Genomic DNA, 16,019 nt, shown 5'->3' with positions numbered 1-16,019 from the left:
TCCCTTCCGAGCTTGTGCCGTAACTCGCCGTACTTGTCCGCAGTTGTCGTCTCGCGCGGTAATTGTGTGACAGGTGCGACGAGGGGAGCGGTACGTGGGTGGGACGACTCTGGTGCGGGACGAGCCGGTGACGGCACCCCCGGGGACACCCGCGCCGCCGGTGCCGGAGGCACCCGAACTCGGCGCGCGCCGCGTGCGGTTGGTCTTCCTCGGGCTGATGCTGGCGCTGCTGCTCGCCGCGCTGGAGCAGATGATCGTCGCCACCGCGCTGCCGAAGATCGTCGGTGAGCTGCACGGGCTGGACAAGATGTCCTGGGCGATCACCGCCTATCTGCTCACCGCCACCATCGGACTGCCGCTGTACGGCAAGCTCGGCGACCTCTTCGGCCGCAAGGGCGTCTTCCAGTTCGCGATCCTGGTCTTCGTGGCCGGTTCCGCGCTCGCCGGGCGGGCGCAGAGCATGGACCAGCTCATCGCCTTCCGCGCCGTCCAGGGCGTCGGCGCGGGCGGACTGATGATCGGGGTGCAGGCGATCATCGCCGACATCGTGCCGCCCCGGCAGCGCGGCCGCTACATGGGCCTGATCGGCGCCGCGTTCGGTGTCGCCTCCGTCGCCGGTCCCCTGCTCGGCGGCTACTTCACCGACCATCTGTCCTGGCGCTGGTGCTTCTACGTCAACGTCCCCTTCGGCCTGGTCACCCTCGCCGTGGTGAGCGCCGTCCTCAAACTCCCCAGGCCCCGCGTCCGCGCCCGCCTCGACGTGCCCGGCGCGCTGCTGCTCGCCGCCGCCTCCACCTGCCTGGTGCTGCTCACGAGCTGGGGCGGCACCGAGTACGCCTGGGACTCACGGGAGATCATCGGCCTCGGCGCGGGCGCCCTCGCCGCCACCGTCCTCTTCCTCGTCGCCGAGCACTTCGCCGCCGAACCCCTCATCCCGCTGCGGCTGTTCCGGGACTCCGTCTTCAACGTCACCGGCCTGGTCGGCCTGGTGACCGGCGTGGCGCTGTTCGGCGCCGCCAGCTATCTGCCGACCTTCCTGCAGATGGTCGACGGGGCCAGCGCCACCGAGTCCGGGCTGCTGATGCTGCCCATGATGGCCGGCATCGTCGGCGCCTCGATCATCGGCGGCCAGCTCATCAGCCACACCGGGCGCTACAGGCTCTACCCCGTCCTCGGCGGCGCCCTGTCCGCCGTGGGGATGTGGCTGCTGTCCCGGCTGGAGGTGGACACGCCCCGGCTGTACTACAGCATCTGGATGGCCGTCCTCGGCGCCGGCATCGGCCTGGTGCTGCCGGTCCTGGTGCTCGCCGTGCAGAACTCGGTGCGCCCCGCCGACCTCGGCACCGCCACCAGCGCCAACAACTACTTCCGGCAGATCGGCGGGAGCGTCGGCGCCGCCGTCTTCGGCACGCTCTTCGCCGGCCGGCTCACCGACGCCCTGCGGCGCGAACTGCCGCCGCGCGCGGGCGCCGCCCTGCCCGACCCCGAGTCCCTGACCCCGCAGCTCGTGCACGCCCTCCCGCCGGCGCTGCGCGACGCCTACATCCGCGCCTACGCCGACGCGATGCCCCGGATCTTCCTCTACCTGGTCCCGGTGCTCGTCCTCGGCCTGCTCATCGCCTTCTTCCTCAAGGAGAAACCGCTGGTGTCCCACAACGCCGCCGAAACCGAGCCCGTGACCACCCCCATTCCGCAGGCCCGCCACCAGGCCCCGGCCGGGGCGCCCCGCTCGCCGCACGCCGCCGGAGTCCCGGTCTGCGGCACGGTGCAGCACCCCGACGGGACCGTGGTGCCCCGTGCGGCGCTCACCCTCATCGACGTCGCCGGACAGCAGATCGGGCGCGGCGCGAGCGGCGACGACGGGCGGTACGCGCTCGCCACGCCCGGCGTCGGCTCGTACGTGCTGATCGCCGCCGCCGGCGGCCACCAGCCGCAGGCCGTCTCCGTCACCGTCGGCGAGCGGCCCGTCGAACTCGACGTCGTCCTCGGCGGCGCCGGACGCCTCGCCGGCAGCGTGCTCACCGCCGACGGCAGCCCCGTCCGGGACGCCACCGTCACCCTCACCAACGTGCACGGCGAGGTCGTCGCCAGCACCCGCAGCGGCCGTGAGGGCGGATACGTCATCACCGAGCTGGTGGCGGGCGAGTACACCCTCGCCGCCAGCGCGCCCGCCTTCCGGCCCGCCGCGCTCCCGGTGACCGTGCAGGCCGCCCGGGAGACCCGGCAGGACGTGGAACTCGCGGGCGGCGCGGTACTGCGGGGCACCGTCCGGGCGAGCGGCGGCCGCCCGGTGGAGGACGCCCGCGTCACGCTCCTGGACGCCGCCGGGAACGTCGTGGACACCCTCACCACCGGAGCCGACGGGGCGTTCCGGTTCGTGGACCTGTCCTCCGGCGAGTACACGGTCATCGCCGCGGGCTACCCGCCGGTCGCAACGGTTCTGCAGGTGGCGGGCGGCGGCCGCACGGAGCGCGATCTGCAACTGGGCCACGAGGACTGACGGGGGGCGCCCGCAGAGCGCCGAGCTGCGCGCCGGGGCGGTCCGGTGAATCCAATTCCAGGATTGCCGCACATCGCGACCGGCGGCCCCCGTACCGTAGTGGGCGGGCGGCACAGATCGTTTGCGAACAGCCGTGGGGAGAGAGGGCCGGGGCCATGGACCATGGCGGCGAGCGGGACACACCTCCCGGCCGCGGCGCCGGCGACGCCGCGGCAGGACGGATTCCGCTCGCCGTGGTGGTCGTCGACCGCGACGGTCTGGTGTCCCACTGGAGCAGCGGCGCGGGCCGCCTGTTCGGCGTCGGCCGGCAGGAGGCGGTCGGCCGCCCCGCGGTGGATCTGCTGCCGGTCTCCGGCGCGCTCTCCGACGACCCGCACGGCGACGCGATGCCGGACGCATACGGCCCCTACGAGGCGTACGACGGGCTCGGCCCCGATCTGGAGGCCTCCCTCGGCGGCCGTACCGCCTACCCGGCGGCCGGCCGGGCCCGTCAGTTCCCGCACAAGGACGGGGGGTCCGGGGCCGCGGCGGAGGACGGCGAGCGGATCGACGTGCTCTGGTGGGCCTACCCCCTGGTCGGCCCGGGCCCGTTCCGGCTGCTGGTGCTCGCCGCCGACGCCGCCCGGCTGCGCGAGGAGCGCGGCTACGACGACGAGACGGCCGAGCACATCTCGCCCGGCTTCGCCCGCCACACCGAACTGCCAGCCTCCGACGAACTCGAGCGCCGGCTCCCCGAGATCCTGCCCAACATGGGCCCGGACCTCAGCGGCCGCATCGTCTCCCAGATCCTCGAACTCGGCTATCCCGTACTGGAGTTCAGCCAGTTCGACCGCGTGCCCGTCACCCCGTACTGGGGTGTGCCGCGCCGCCCCGGCCGCAGCCGCGCCGAGGTCGTCGTACCGCAGCAGCGGACCGCGCCCGTGATCCCGGCCGGAGCCGAGCGGGACCTCGAGTACGCCGCCGTGCGCGAGCGGCTGGAGTTCCTCAACGAGGTCAGCTCCGGCATCGGCACCTCGCTCGACCTCGGCGAGACCATCCGCGAGGTCACCAGCGCCGCGGTGCCCCGGTTCGCGGACTTCGCCGGCACCCACCTGCGTTCGGCGGTGCTCGCCGGCGAGGGCTTCCCGGACGGCCCGCCGGACGCGAGCACGGTGATGCACCGGGTCTGGGTCGAGCACAACGACGAACCGGGCCGCTGGGACGACACCGTGCCGGTCGGCGAGACGTTCGCCTTCCCCGAGCACACCCCGTTCTACAAGTGCATGGTGACCGGCGAGCCGGTGCTGATACCGAAGGTCACCGAGGAGCTGTCCGACCGCATCTCGGGCGAGTTCGAGAAGCGGGACCTCAGGCCGCTCATCGGCGGCCGCTCCCTGCTGATCGTGCCGCTCAAGGCACGCAACGTCGTCCTCGGCTTCATGGTGCTGATGCGCCGCCCGGACCGCGCCGCGTTCGACGACATGGACCGCACCACGGGCGCCGAACTCGCCGCCCGCGCGGGCCTGGTGCTCGACAACGCGCGTATGTACACGTACCAGGAGAACGTCGCCGACACCCTGCAGGACAGCATGCTGCCGCAGGTCACCCCGCGGATGGCCGGCTGCGACGTGGCCACCCGCTATCTGCCCGGCGCCCGCCTCGGCCGGATCGGCGGCGACTGGTTCGACACCATCAAACTGCCCGGCTCCCGCACCGCCCTCGTGGTCGGCGACGTCATGGGCCACGGCCTGAACTCCGCCGCGATGATGGGGCAGTTGCGCACCGCCGTGCAGACCATGGCCACCATGGAGACCCCGCCCGCCCAACTGCTGCGCAACCTCGACGACCTCGCCCGCCGGCTCGGCGAGAACTACCTGGCCACCTGCCTCTACGCGGTCTACGACCCGATCCGCGGCGAACTGCACCTCGCCAACGCCGGGCACATCCCGCCCGTGCTGGTGCGGGCCGAGGACGGCCGCAGCGAACTGCTCGACCTGCCGACCGGGGCGCCCATAGGCGTGGGAGGCGTCCCCTTCGAGGCCACCGTCGTCCGGGTCGCGCCCGGTGACCGGCTGGTGCTGTGCACCGACGGCCTGGTCGAGGTGCGCGGTTCCGACATCGGTGAGGGCCTGGCCGCGCTCTGCGAGTCCGCCGCCCATCCCGCGGCCTCGATGGACGACGCCTGCGACACCATCATCCGGGCCCTCAACACGCACGGCGGCCGCAAGGACGACGTCGCCCTGCTCATGGCCCGGCTCAACGGCATCCCCGGCGACCACGTCGCCGAGTGGCACTTCGACGCGGACCCGGGCGAGGTCGCCCGGGCCCGTAGCCTGGTCCGCGACCGGCTGCTGGACTGGGAGCTGCCGCAGGCCGTGGAGACGGCGCGACTGCTGGTCAGCGAGGTCGTCACCAACGCCGTACGGCACGGTGGAGGCGGCCGGGTCGGACTGCGCGTGGTCCGCACCGACGCGCTGCTGTTCGAGGTCACGGACGACGAACCCGCCCTGCCCAGCATGCTCGCCGCGGGGGCGTACGACGAGGCCGGGCGCGGACTGCGGGTGGTCAGCAGGCTGGCCCGCGAGTGGGGTGCCAGCGCCACCGGACACCGCAAGACCGTCTGGTTCGAACAGGGCCTCACCGACGGGCGATGAGCGGGGGCGCGCCGTCCGCTCCGCGCGCTCCCCGCGACGGCCGCGGTCCGTGCATCCGGTGAAGGTGGCCTCCGGCCTCTTGCCCCGCACACGGCCGGCGCGATATCCCGATCACGCAACCGACCGTGGGGAGATCGCCATGAACGTCTCGGACAACTATCGCAACTCCTGGGAGAGTTACTGGCGGGAGACCGCCGACGGTACGGGAGAGGCGATCTGGGACTCCGACCCGTCCCTGAGTGCCGAGCCGCACAGCGAGCTGCTCCTGCCGTACGCCGACACCGGGCGCACCATAGTGGACCTGGGCTGCGGCAACGGCACCCAGACCCGCTTCCTCGCCACCCGGTTCGCCCGCGCCGTCGGCGTCGACCTCTCGCACGCGGCCGTCGAGCACGCCCGGCGCGCCACGGACGGCGGCCCGGTCGAGTTCCAGCAGCTCGACCTGACGGACGGCGGCGCCGTACGCGAGCTGCACGAGCGGCTCGGCGACACCCATGTGTACATGCGCGCCGTGATCCACCAGAGCGAGCCGCACGCCCGCGCCGCGGTGGCCGCCGCGGTCGCCGAGCTTCTCGGCACCTACGGACGCGCCTTCGTGGTGGAGCTGACGTCCGGGTCCCGCGACGTGCTCAAGCAGGCCGCCGGCGGGCCCGAGGGACCGGGTCCCAAGCTGCGCCGGGTCTTCCACCACGGTCTCAAGCCCGCCGACGCCGACGACGAGGAGATACCGCGCCTGCTCGGCGAGGCCGGACTCGAGATACTGGCCACCGGCGAGACCACCGTGCCGCAGACCGAGCACCTGGCCGACGGCACCCGCATCGACCTGCCCGCCCGCTGGTTCGTGCTCGCCGGCAAGTGACGAGGTCCCGGGGCCGGCGGTCCTGCGCACGGGGGTCGTAGCCGCCGCCCCGGGGCACCGCGTAACGTGCGGTGCATGAAGATCCTCATCAGTGCGGACATGGAGGGTGCCACCGGCGTCACCTGGCCGGCCGACGTGCTCCCGGGGACGCCGCAGTGGGAGCGGTGCCGGTCCATGTTCACCTCCGACGTGAACGCCGCCGTGCTCGGCTTCTTCGAAGGCGGCGCCGACCAGGTGCTCGTCAACGAGGCCCACTGGACCATGCGCAACCTGCTCCTGGAGCAGCTCGACGAGCGGGTCGAGATGCTCACCGGGCGGCACAAGTCGCTCTCCATGGTGGAGGGCGTCCAGCACGGCGACGTCGACGGCATCGCGTTCATCGGCTACCACGCGGGCGCCGGCATGGAGGGCGTCCTCGCCCACACCTACCTCGCGAACCAGATCACCGGGGTGTGGGTGAACGACGTCCGCGCGAGTGAGGGTCTGCTCAACGCGCACGTCGTCGCCGAGTACGGCGTCCCCGTCGTGCTCGTCACCGGCGACGACCTGGCCTGCGAGGACGCCCTCGGGTACGCGCCCGAGGCGCGGAAGGTCGCGGTCAAGGACCATGTGTCCCGGTACGCGGCGGTCTGCCGTACCCCGGCCCGCACCGCGGCCGACATCCGCGCCGCGGCCAAGGAGGCAGCGCAGCTCGCCGTCCGGTACGAGCCGGTGCCCGGCGGCCCGTTCACGGTCGCCGTCGAGTTCGACGCCGAGCACCTGGCGATGGCCGCGACCGTCGTGCCGGGCGTGGCACGCGTGGGCGAGCGCAAGGTGGCGTACACCAGCGACACCATGTACGAGGGAATCCGGACCTTCAAGGCGGTCACCACGATCGTCTCGGCCGCAGTGGAGGAGCAGTATGGCTGACCAGCAGGCACTGGACGAGGTGGTGGAGTTCACCTCCGGCCTGATCCGCATCGACACCACCAACCGGGGCGGCGGCGACTGCCAGGAGCGGCCGGCGGCCGAGTACGCGGCCGAGCGGCTGGCCGGGGCGGGCCTGGACCCCGTGATGCTGGAGCGGACCCGGGGGCGGACCAACGTGGTCGCCCGGATCGCGGGTACCGACCCGTCCGCCGACGCGCTGCTGGTGCACGGCCACCTCGACGTGGTGCCCGCCGAGGCCGCCGACTGGAGCGTCGACCCGTTCTCGGGCGAGATCCGCGACGGCGTGGTGTGGGGGCGCGGCGCCGTCGACATGAAGAACATGGACGCGATGATCCTCGCGGTCGTCCGCTCCTGGGCCCGGCAGGGCGTCCGGCCCCGCCGGGACGTCGTCGTCGCGTTCACCGCCGACGAGGAGGCCAGCGCCGAGGACGGCTCCGGGTTCCTCGCCGACGAGCACCCCGAGCTGTTCGAGGGCTGCACCGAGGGCGTCAGCGAGTCGGGCGCCTTCACCTTCCACGACGGCTCCGGGCGGCAGCTCTACCCGATCGCCGCGGGGGAGCGGGGCACCGGCTGGCTGAAGCTGACCGCGCGCGGCCGCGCCGGGCACGGCTCCAAGGTGAACAAGGAGAACGCGGTCACCCGGCTCGCCGCCGCCGTCACCCGCATCGGCGAGCACGAGTGGCCGCTGCGGCTCACCCCGACCGTGCGGGCCGCGCTCGGTGAACTCGCCGCCCTGTACGGCGTCGACGCCGACTTCGAGGACGTGGACGGGCTGCTGAGGAAGCTGGGCCCGGCCGCCAAGCTGGTCGAGTCCACCGTCCGCAACAGCGCCAACCCGACGATGCTGGACGCCGGTTACAAGGTCAACGTCATCCCGGGCGAGGCGGTGGCCTACGTGGACGGACGGTATCTCGCGGGCGGCGAGGAGGAGTTCCGCAGCACCCTCGACCGGCTCACCGGGCCGGACGTGGACTGGGAGTTCGCCCACCACGAGGTCGCCCTGCAGGCCCCCCTCGACTCGCCCACCTACGCGAAGATGCGGGCGGCCGTGGAGGAGTTCGCGCCCGAGGGACACGTGGTGCCCTACTGCATGTCCGGCGGTACGGACGCCAAGCAGTTCTCGCGGCTCGGCATCACCGGCTACGGCTTCGCGCCGCTGAAGCTGCCCGAGGATCTCGACTACCAGGCGCTCTTCCACGGCGTCGACGAGCGCGTCCCGGTCGAGGCGCTGCACTTCGGCGTCCGTGTCCTCGACCGGTTCCTGCGGACGGCCTAGACGATGGGGGACGACATGAAGCAGCCGTACGGTTCCTGGCCCTCGCCGATCGACGCGGCGCTGGCCGCGGCGCACGACGGGCAGCCGGAGTGGGTGGGCTTCGTCGGCGACGAGGTCTGGTGGACCGAGCCCCGGCCCGCCGAGGGCGGCCGCCGGGCCCTGGTGCGGCGCACGGCCGAGGGCACCGAGGAGTCGGTGCTGCCCGCGCCGTGGAACGTGCGCACCCGGGTCATCGAGTACGGCGGCCGGCCGTGGACTGGCACGGTCCGGGACGGCGCGCCCCTGGTGGTGTTCGCGAACTTCGCCGACCAGCGGCTCTACCGGTACGAGCCCGGCGGCGAACCCCGCCCACTCACCCCGCTTTCGCCCGTCGGGGGCGGACTGCGCTGGGCGGAGCCCCGGGTGGACCTCGCCCGCGGGGAAGTGTGGTGCGTGCTGGAGGAGTTCACCGGCGACGGACCGGACGACGTCCGGCGCGTCCTGGCCGCCGTACCGCTGGACGGCTCGGCCGCCGGTGACCGGGCCGCCGTACGCGAACTCACCCCCGAACGGCACCGCTTCGTCACCGGCCCCCGGATCTCGCCCGACGGCCGCCGGGCCGCCTGGCTGGCCTGGGACCATCCGCGGATGCCGTGGGACGGCACGGAACTGCTCGTCGGCGAGGTCGGTGACGACGGCACCCTGCACTCGGTGCGCACCGTCGCCGGCGGCCCCGAGGAGTCCGTCGCGCAGGTGGACTGGGCCGCCGACGGCGCCCTGCTGTACGCCGGCGACCGCGGCGGCTGGTGGAACCTGTACCGCGACGGCGCCCCGCTCTGCCCACGCGAGGAGGAGTTCGCCGGGCCGCTGTGGAAGCTCGGCCTGAACTGGTTCGCGCCCCTGGACAACGGCCTAGTCGCGGTCGTGCACGGCCGCGGCGCCGCCGTGCTCGGGATACTGGACCCCGAGTCCGGCGAGGTCGTCGACGCCGCCGGACCGTGGACCGAGTTCGGGCCCAGCCTCGCGGTCCACGGCGAACGGGTCGTCGCGGTCGGGGCCGGCGCGCGCACCGGGCCCGAAGTGGTGGAACTGGACACCCGGATCGGCCGCGCCCGGGCCATCGGAGCCCGCCACCGGGACGCCGTGGACCCCGCGTACTACCCGGAGCCCGAGACCCGTGTCTTCACCGGCCCCGGCGGCCGCGAGGTGCACGCCCACGTCTACCCGCCGCACCACCCCGGCCGCACCGCCCCCGACGGCGAACTGCCGCCGTACGTCATCTGGGCGCACGGCGGCCCCACCGGCCGGGTGCCGTGCGTACTCGACCTGGAGATCGCCTACTTCACCTCGCGCGGCATCGGAGTGGCCGAGGTCAACTACGGCGGCTCCACCGGGTACGGCCGCGCCTACCGGGAGCGGCTGCGCGAGCAGTGGGGCGTGGTCGACGTCGAGGACTGCGCGGCCGTCGCCCTCGCCCTCGCCGAGGAGGGCACCGCCGACCGAGGCCGGCTCGCCATCCGGGGCGGCAGCGCGGGCGGCTGGACCACCGCCGCCTCCCTGACCGGGACGGACGTGTACGCCTGCGGCACGATCATCTACCCCGTCCTGGACCTCGCCACCTGGGGGCCGGGGGAGACCCACGACTTCGAGTCGCGCTACCTGGAGTCGCTGATCGGTCCGCTGGCCGAGGTCCCCGACCGGTACGCCGAGCGGTCGCCCACCGCGCACGCGGACCGGCTCACCGCGCCGTTCCTGCTGCTCCAGGGCCTGGACGACGTGATCTGCCCGCCCGCCCAGTGCGAGCGCCTGCTCGCCGGCATCGAGGGCCGGGGGGTGCCGCACGCCTACCTGACCTTCGAGGGCGAGGGGCACGGCTTCCGGCGGGCCGACACCATGGTGCGCGCCCTGGAAGCCGAACTGTCCCTGTACGCACAGGTGTTCGGGCTGGACCCGACCCCCGCCGTGCCGAAGCTGGAGCTGGGCTCATGAGGGAACTCGACCGGCCGGAGAGGCTGGCCCCCGGCGCGCGGGTGGCCGTCGTCGCGCCCAGCGGGCCGGTGGCCGAGGAACGGCTCCAGGCCGGTCTCGACGTGCTGCGCGGCTGGGACCTCGATCCGGTGGTCGCGCCCCATGTGCTGGACCGGCACGGGGAGCTGGGCCACCTGGCGGGTGCCGACGCCGACCGGGCGGCCGACCTGCAGCACGCCTGGTGCGACCCGGCCGTGGACGCGGTGCTGTGCGCCCGCGGCGGGTACGGCGCCCAGCGCATGGCCGATCTGCTCGACTGGGACGCGATGCGCGCGGCCGGGCCGAAGGTGTTCGTCGGTTTCAGCGACATCACCGTGCTGCACCAGGCGTTCGCCACCCGGCTGGGCCTGGTCACCCTGCACGGGCCGGCCGCCGCGGGCGCCGACTTCATCAAGAGCGCCCGGGCGCAGGAGCATCTGCGGGCCACCCTGTTCGCCCCGGAGACGGTCCGCACCCTCGCCTCCGGCCGGCCCGCCCTGGCACCCGGGCGGGCCCGCGGGGTGACCCTCGGCGGCTGTCTCAGCATGCTGGCCAGCGACCTCGGCACGCCCCTGGCCCACCCCGGCGCCCGCGGCGGACTGCTGCTGCTCGAGGACGTGGGGGAGGAGCCGTACCGCGTGGACCGGCTGCTGACCCAGCTCCTGCGCTCCGGCTGGCTCGACGGCGTCGCCGGGATCGGGCTCGGCTCCTGGCACGACTGCGGCCCGTACGGCATGCTCCGCGCGGTCCTCGCCGACCGGCTCGGCGGGCTCGGGGTGCCGGTCGTCGAGGAGATCGGATTCGGGCACTGCGACGGGGCGTTGACGGTGCCGTTCGGGGTGCCGGCCGAACTCGACGCCGATGCCGGGACCTTCACGCTGGACGAGCCCGCCCTGCGCTGACCCGGGACCGGCCGGGCCCCGCACGCCGTGGGGCCCGGCCGGGGACGAAAATGCGCTGCGGTGCCCCGGCCGGTGACGCGTAGGCTGGCCGGATGCCGCACACCGCAGCCCACTACCTCGCCACCGGCCCCCGTGTGGGCATCCGCGCCTTCACCCTGGACGACGGCCCCGAGTTCACCGCCCGGGCCAGGGAGAGCAAGGACCTGCACCGGCCCTGGCTGTTCCCGCCGGACACCGACGAGGGCTACGCGAGCTACGCCGGGGCGCTCCTGAAGGATCCGGCCAGGGCCGGGTTCCTCGTCTGCGAGAAGGACACCGGGGACATCGCCGGGTTCATCAACATCAACAACATCGTCCGGGGCGGCTTCCAGTGCGGCGCCCTCGGCTACGGGGCCTTCGCCCACGCGGCCGGCCGGGGACTGATGCGCGAGGGACTCGGCCTGGTGATCGGCTACGCGTTCGGGGCGCTCGGCCTGCACCGGCTGGAGATCAACGCCCAGCCGGACAACGCCGCCTCCGTCGCGCTGGCCCGGGGCGCGGGCTTCCGTCTGGAGGGCTTCTCACCGGACATGATCTTCATCGACGGTGCCTGGCGCGACCACGAACGCTGGGCGCTGACCGCCGAGATGCGCACCGGCAACTGACCCGTCCGCCCGAGGGAGATCCATGCGAACGCTCGTCCTGCTCGACGCCCCCTCCAACCTGGGGCTGCGTCCGCCGGCCCCCGGCACCGTCCCGGGCTGCTACAAGCTGGCGGGAGCCCTCCGCGAGCAGGGCCTGCTGCGGCGGCTCGGCGCGCGGGAGGGCGGTGTGGTCGTACCGCCCCGCTACGACCGCGGCGACTGGCGGGAGGGCGACGGCGTGTTCAACGCGGCCGCGCTCGCCGGTTACACCGTGCGGCTCGCCGACCGCGTCGAACGCCACCTGCGCGCCGGGGAGTTCCCGATCGTGCTCGGCGGCGACTGCTCCATCCAGCTAGGAGCCTCCCTCGCCATGCGCCGCCTCGGCCGGTACGGGCTCGCCGCGATCGACGCCTCGCACGACTTCCGGCACCCCGGGAACTCCGGCCGGATCGGCGCCGCGGGCGGCGAGGAGGTCGCGATCGGCACCGGACGCGGCCAGGAGGACCTGACGAACCTGGAAGGCCTCCGGCCCTACCTCAGGGACGAGGACGTACGGTTCTTCGGCATCCGCGACGCCTTCACCGACGACCTGGCCGAACTCGCCTCCCTGAAGATGCCGGTCGCCACCGTCGGCGGTATCCGCGCCGAGGGCGCCGGGCCGGTCGCCCGGGCCGCAGCCGAGGCCTTCCGGGCCCCCGGACTCGACGGCTTCTGGGTGCACCTGGACGCCGACGTCCTCGACCCGTCCGTGATGCCGGCCGTCGACAGCCCCGACCCGGACGGCCTGCTGCCGGCCGAACTGGAGGAACTGCTGCGCCCGTTGATCGCGTCCCCGCGCTGTGTGGGCCTCAACGTCACCATCTACGACCCCGACCTCGACCCCGAGGGCACGGCGGGAGCCCTGCTGGCCGACCTGGTCGTGGCCGCCTTTGCGCAATCCTGACCGGCAGATCCCCTGGCCGACTCGCCGCACGCCGGGTTCCATGGTCATCGTGACGAGGATCCGACGTGAGGTCATCACCCTGCCCGCCGCGCGGTTGGGCCCCGACAACCCACTGCCTCCGCTACGCCCCCTCGACGAGGTGCACCGCGTCGACGACCGGGACCGCGGGGACATGCCCCGGGACATGGCCCGGCAGCTCGACCACGAGCCGCTGCGCAGCCTGCTGCCGGTGCGGCTGCGCGACGGTTACGGCAGAACCCGCGAGCCCCGCGCCCTCCAGGCGCTGGTGATCGAGAACGACCGGCTGCGCGCCACCGTGCTGCCCGGCCTCGGCGGCCGGATCGCCTCCCTGGTCCACCTGCCCACCGGACGCGAGCTCCTCTACCGCAACCCGGTGTTCCAGCCCGCCAACTTCGCGCTCAACGGCGCCTGGTACTCCGGCGGCATCGAATGGAACATCGGCGCCACCGGCCACACCACCCTCTCGTGCGCACCCCTGCACGCCGCCCGCGTCCCCGCCCCGGACGGCTGGGGGCACCGCCCACGCCGTTCGGGCAGCGGGGGAGAGATGCTGCGCCTGTGGGAGTGGGAGCGGCTGCGCGACCTGCCCTTCCAGGTCGACCTGTGGCTCCCCGAGGGGTCCGACTTCCTCTACGTGGGCGTCCGCATCCGCAACCCGCACGAGCACCCGGCGCCCGCGTACTGGTGGTCCAACATCGCCGTCCCCGAGGACCGCCGGGTCCTGGCCCCGGCCGAGGAGGCCTGGCAGTTCGGCTACGAACGCCGACTGCGCCGGGTACCGGTCCCCAGCCACGACGGCATCGACCGCACCCACCCCCTCAACAGCCCCTACGCCGCTGACTACTTCTACGAGATCCCGGACGGCCGGCGGCGCTGGATCGCGGCGCTGGACGCGGACGGGCACGGGCTGGTGCAGACCTCCACCGACGTGCTGCGCGGCCGGAAGCTGTTCGTGTGGGGCAGCGGCCCCGGCGGCCGCCGCTGGCAGGAGTGGCTGACCGAGCCCGGCACCGGCGGCTACTGCGAGATCCAGGCCGGCCTCGCCCGCACCCAGCTCGAACACGTCCGGCTGGAGCCCGAGAGCGAGGTGTCCTGGCTGGAGGCGTACGGCCCGCTGGACGCCGACCCCGACGGCCCCTCGTGGCCGGCGGTCGTGCGGGGGGCCGAGGAGCGGCTCGCGGCGGTCCTGCCGCGGGCCCGCGTCGAGCAGGCGTACGCGGACTGGAAGCCGCACGCCGACACCGAGCCCGGCGAGCGGCTGGCCACCGGCTCGGGCTGGGGCGCGCTCGAGGTACGGCGCGCCGACTGGAAGCTGCCCGGCACACCGTTTCCCGAGTCGGTCCTCGGCGAGGAGCAACAACCCTGGCTGGAACTGCTGCGCACCGGCTCGCTGCCCGAACCACGCCGGGTCCGCCCGCCCGGCGGGACCCTGGTCGCCCCGCACTGGCGGGACATGCTGGAGACCGTGCCCGCCACCCCGCACACCGAGTACCACCTCGGCGTCGCCCAGTGGCACGCCGGCGACCGCGCCCAGGCCGTGCGGAGCTGGGAGCGGGCCTTGCCGCTCGCCCCTTCGCAGTGGCCGCTGCTGCGCTGCCTGGCCGTCGCCGACCAGGAGTCCGGCCACCACGAGCGGGCCGCCGACCGGTACGCGGAGGCCTTCGACGACCTGTGCCGCGAACGCCGTGACGACGGGGAGGCCTGGACCGCCGCCGTGGCCGCGCTCGGCCGGGAGGCGCTCCAGGCGCTGCTGCGGGCGGGGCGCACCGAGCAGGCCCGCGCGGTGTGGGAGGGCCTGCTGCCCGCCGTGCGGCACCGCGGCGCCTTCCGGCTGCTGGAGGCGGGGCTGCTGCTCGCCGAGGGGCGACGGGCGGAGGCCCGGGCCGTCCTCGGCGAGGGGTTCGAGGTGGCCGATCTGCGGGAGGGCGCCGACGTGATCGAGCTGCTGTGGGCCCGGCTCACCGACGAGCCGCTGCCCGCCCGCCTCGACTTCCGGATGCGGCCGGACGCCGGCTGAGCGGACGGCTCAGCCGCTCTGGTCGACGTACTCGAAGATCGAGCCGTCCGGGTGCATCGCCAGCAGGTTCCGGCCCGCCGGGGTCGGCACCGGCCCGGCGATGACCCGGGCGCCCAGGTCGGTCAGCAGCCGGTGCGCCTCGGTCACGTCCTTGACGGCGATCGTCGCCGTCACCTTGCGCAGCACCTCCAGCTCCGCCTCCGGGCCGCTCATCAGGAGGAAGGAGCCGATCGCGGCCACCTGGACCCCACCGCGTTCGAACCGCAGCGCCTGGCCGCCCGCCAGCCGTTCGTAGAAGGGGACCGCGGTGTCGAGGTCGTCGACGCAGATGCGCAGTGTGGCGCCCAGAATCTCCATACGCCCGAGCCTAGTTGGGACGTCCGGGCCGGCGCAGGCCGTGTCCGCGCAGGGGTGCCCGGCGATGCCGTTACCGCCCCGGTCCGACGGGTAGGCGTACTCCATGGACCGTTTGGATCACCTGGAACATCTGGACAAGCACCTCGTCGAAGAGCTGGCACAGGTGGCACGCGAGACGGTACGCGACGAACTGCGCGAGCAGAGCCGCAAGCAACGCCGCACCGCCATGCTCTACGCCGCCTCCGGCGCCGTCGCCCTGTACGCGGGCGGCGCCCTCGCGCTCGCGGTGGGCCTCGCCCTGGCCGTGGGCCTGCCGGGCTGGGCGGCCGCACTGATCACCGCCGCGATCCTGGGCGCCCTCGCCTACGTGCTGCGCGGCGCCGCCCACCCGAAACACGGGCACGGCTCCGCCACCGCCCAGGTGGCGGCCGCCACCCACCCCGGCACCCCCTACCCCCCGATGCCCACCGAGGCCCCGCCCCCGCCGGACGACGTCCCCCACCACAGGGCCTGACCTCCACCCCCGCGCCCCGGACCACACCCCGCAAGGGGCGCGGGCAACCACCCGGCCACACCCCCCCGGCACCGTGAGCCGCGAAAGCAGACGGCCCCACCTCAGGAGGGCCGGGCGGCCACACCTCAGGGGCGCGGGGAACTGCGCGCCGAGCCACATCGCCCCCGCACCCGACCACGCCCCGGCCCCACGAGCGGCGAAAGCAGGCGGCCCACATCTCAGCAGGGCCGGGCGGCAACACCTCAGGGGCGTGGGGAACTGCGCGCCGAGCCACATCGCCCCCGCACCCGACCACGCCCCGGACGGCCGCCCGCGACCAGCGGCGATCCACGGACCCCGCGCCAAGCGCGCTTCGCCGACCGGGCGAAACGCGGGCGTGACCGGCGTCCGGGTGAGCCGGGCGGCGTTTGGGTGCGGCGGCCCCGGTTACGCGGAAGACCTGGAGGGGGCCACACCGC

12 protein-coding genes are annotated in these 16,019 nt (G+C 74.2%); 11 read left to right on the top strand and 1 reads right to left on the bottom strand.

Annotation, left to right across the window (positions count from 1 at the left end; genetic code table 11):
- Positions 1-94 precede the first annotated feature (94 nt).
- The 10 genes from ACWCPN_RS26845 (at position 95) to ACWCPN_RS26800 (ending at position 14,690) form a co-directional block, all read left to right on the top strand.
- Positions 95-2,500, top strand: coding sequence for an MFS transporter (locus tag ACWCPN_RS26845; RefSeq protein ID WP_451210965.1), 2,406 nt, complete (start codon positions 95-97; stop codon positions 2,498-2,500).
- Positions 2,501-2,655: 155 nt separating this feature from the next.
- Positions 2,656-5,133 (top strand): SpoIIE family protein phosphatase, encoded by a 2,478-nt coding sequence (locus tag ACWCPN_RS26840; RefSeq protein WP_451210962.1) that lies wholly within the window; start codon positions 2,656-2,658, stop codon positions 5,131-5,133.
- Between the two features lie 139 nt (positions 5,134-5,272).
- Positions 5,273-5,992, top strand: a complete 720-nt coding sequence (locus tag ACWCPN_RS26835) for a class I SAM-dependent methyltransferase (RefSeq protein WP_451210960.1) — start codon at positions 5,273-5,275, stop codon at positions 5,990-5,992.
- Positions 5,993-6,067: 75 nt separating this feature from the next.
- On the top strand, positions 6,068-6,901 hold the full coding sequence (locus tag ACWCPN_RS26830) for a M55 family metallopeptidase (RefSeq protein WP_199212694.1): 834 nt from the start codon (positions 6,068-6,070) through the stop codon (positions 6,899-6,901).
- Positions 6,894-8,198, top strand: coding sequence for a M20/M25/M40 family metallo-hydrolase (locus ACWCPN_RS26825; RefSeq protein WP_451210957.1), 1,305 nt, complete (start codon positions 6,894-6,896; stop codon positions 8,196-8,198). The genes ACWCPN_RS26830 and ACWCPN_RS26825 overlap by 8 nt, the downstream gene beginning before the upstream one ends.
- A 15-nt stretch (positions 8,199-8,213) precedes the next feature.
- Positions 8,214-10,166: an LpqB family beta-propeller domain-containing protein gene (locus tag ACWCPN_RS26820; protein WP_451210954.1), complete on the top strand. Its 1,953-nt coding sequence runs from the start codon at positions 8,214-8,216 to the stop codon at positions 10,164-10,166.
- Entirely contained in the window at positions 10,163-11,086 is a 924-nt protein-coding gene (locus ACWCPN_RS26815; protein ID WP_451210951.1) for a S66 peptidase family protein, read from the top strand. Before ACWCPN_RS26820 ends, ACWCPN_RS26815 begins: the two co-directional genes overlap by 4 nt.
- A gap of 92 nt (positions 11,087-11,178) precedes the next feature.
- Positions 11,179-11,730, top strand: a complete 552-nt coding sequence (locus tag ACWCPN_RS26810) for a GNAT family N-acetyltransferase (protein WP_199212698.1) — start codon at positions 11,179-11,181, stop codon at positions 11,728-11,730.
- A gap of 22 nt (positions 11,731-11,752) precedes the next feature.
- Complete coding sequence (locus ACWCPN_RS26805; protein WP_199212699.1) at positions 11,753-12,652, top strand: arginase family protein; 900 nt, start codon at positions 11,753-11,755, stop codon at positions 12,650-12,652.
- A gap of 40 nt (positions 12,653-12,692) precedes the next feature.
- A complete protein-coding gene (locus ACWCPN_RS26800; RefSeq protein ID WP_451210948.1) occupies positions 12,693-14,690 on the top strand; it encodes a DUF5107 domain-containing protein in 1,998 nt (665 codons plus the stop codon).
- Between the two features lie 9 nt (positions 14,691-14,699).
- On the opposite strand, the gene ACWCPN_RS26795 is transcribed toward ACWCPN_RS26800, so the two are convergent.
- On the bottom strand, positions 14,700-15,047 hold the full coding sequence (locus ACWCPN_RS26795; protein ID WP_451210945.1) for a VOC family protein: 348 nt from the start codon (positions 15,045-15,047) through the stop codon (positions 14,700-14,702).
- A 103-nt stretch (positions 15,048-15,150) separates the two neighbouring features.
- On the opposite strand from ACWCPN_RS26795, the gene ACWCPN_RS26790 reads away from it, so the two are divergent.
- Positions 15,151-15,561, top strand: coding sequence for a phage holin family protein (locus tag ACWCPN_RS26790; protein ID WP_199212701.1), 411 nt, complete (start codon positions 15,151-15,153; stop codon positions 15,559-15,561).
- The last annotated feature ends 458 nt before the right edge of the window (positions 15,562-16,019 follow it).

The organism is Streptomyces sp. NPDC002386 (assembly GCF_053593175.1).
Note: the sequence above shows the minus strand (reverse complement) of the source record. Positions and strands in the feature narration are given on the sequence as shown.